Source organism: Cupriavidus consociatus, from assembly GCF_017814975.1.
Classification (GTDB): domain Bacteria; phylum Pseudomonadota; class Gammaproteobacteria; order Burkholderiales; family Burkholderiaceae; genus Cupriavidus; species Cupriavidus consociatus.
The window spans coordinates 1-385 of record NZ_JAGIQA010000181.1; the positions used below are offsets into that span (position 1 = coordinate 1).

The 385-nt window shown below is 63.9% G+C and carries 1 protein-coding gene; it reads left to right on the top strand.

Annotated features, from left to right (window positions below):
- Window positions 1–95: 95 nt before the first annotated feature.
- On the top strand, window positions 96–385 hold a 290-nt coding region (locus J8I82_RS39995), incomplete at its 3' end, for a recombinase family protein (RefSeq protein ID WP_209765679.1).

Consider the following 385-nt stretch of genomic DNA (forward strand, 5'->3'; position numbering starts at 1 on the left):
CATCGATCCGCAATCAGCCGGCGTACTCATCGCCAACATGCTCGAGGCTTGGCTCACCGCCGAGTCCGCGCTGGAACCGACTGAGGAGGCCGTCGATGAACACCAAGATCACTCCGCAACATCACAGCAAACCGGCATACATCTATATCCGCCAGTCCACGCTGGCTCAGGTGCGGCACCATCAGGAGAGCACCGAGCGCCAGTATGCGTTGCGCGACAAAGCGCTGGCACTGGGCTGGCCGGACACGTCGATCCGGGTCCTGGACCGGGACCTCGGTCAGTCGGGCGCCCAGATGACGGGCCGAGAAGACTTCAAGACGCTGGTGGCGGATGTCTCGATGGGGCAAGTGGGCGCCGTCTTTGCGTTGGAGGTGTCGCGCCTGGC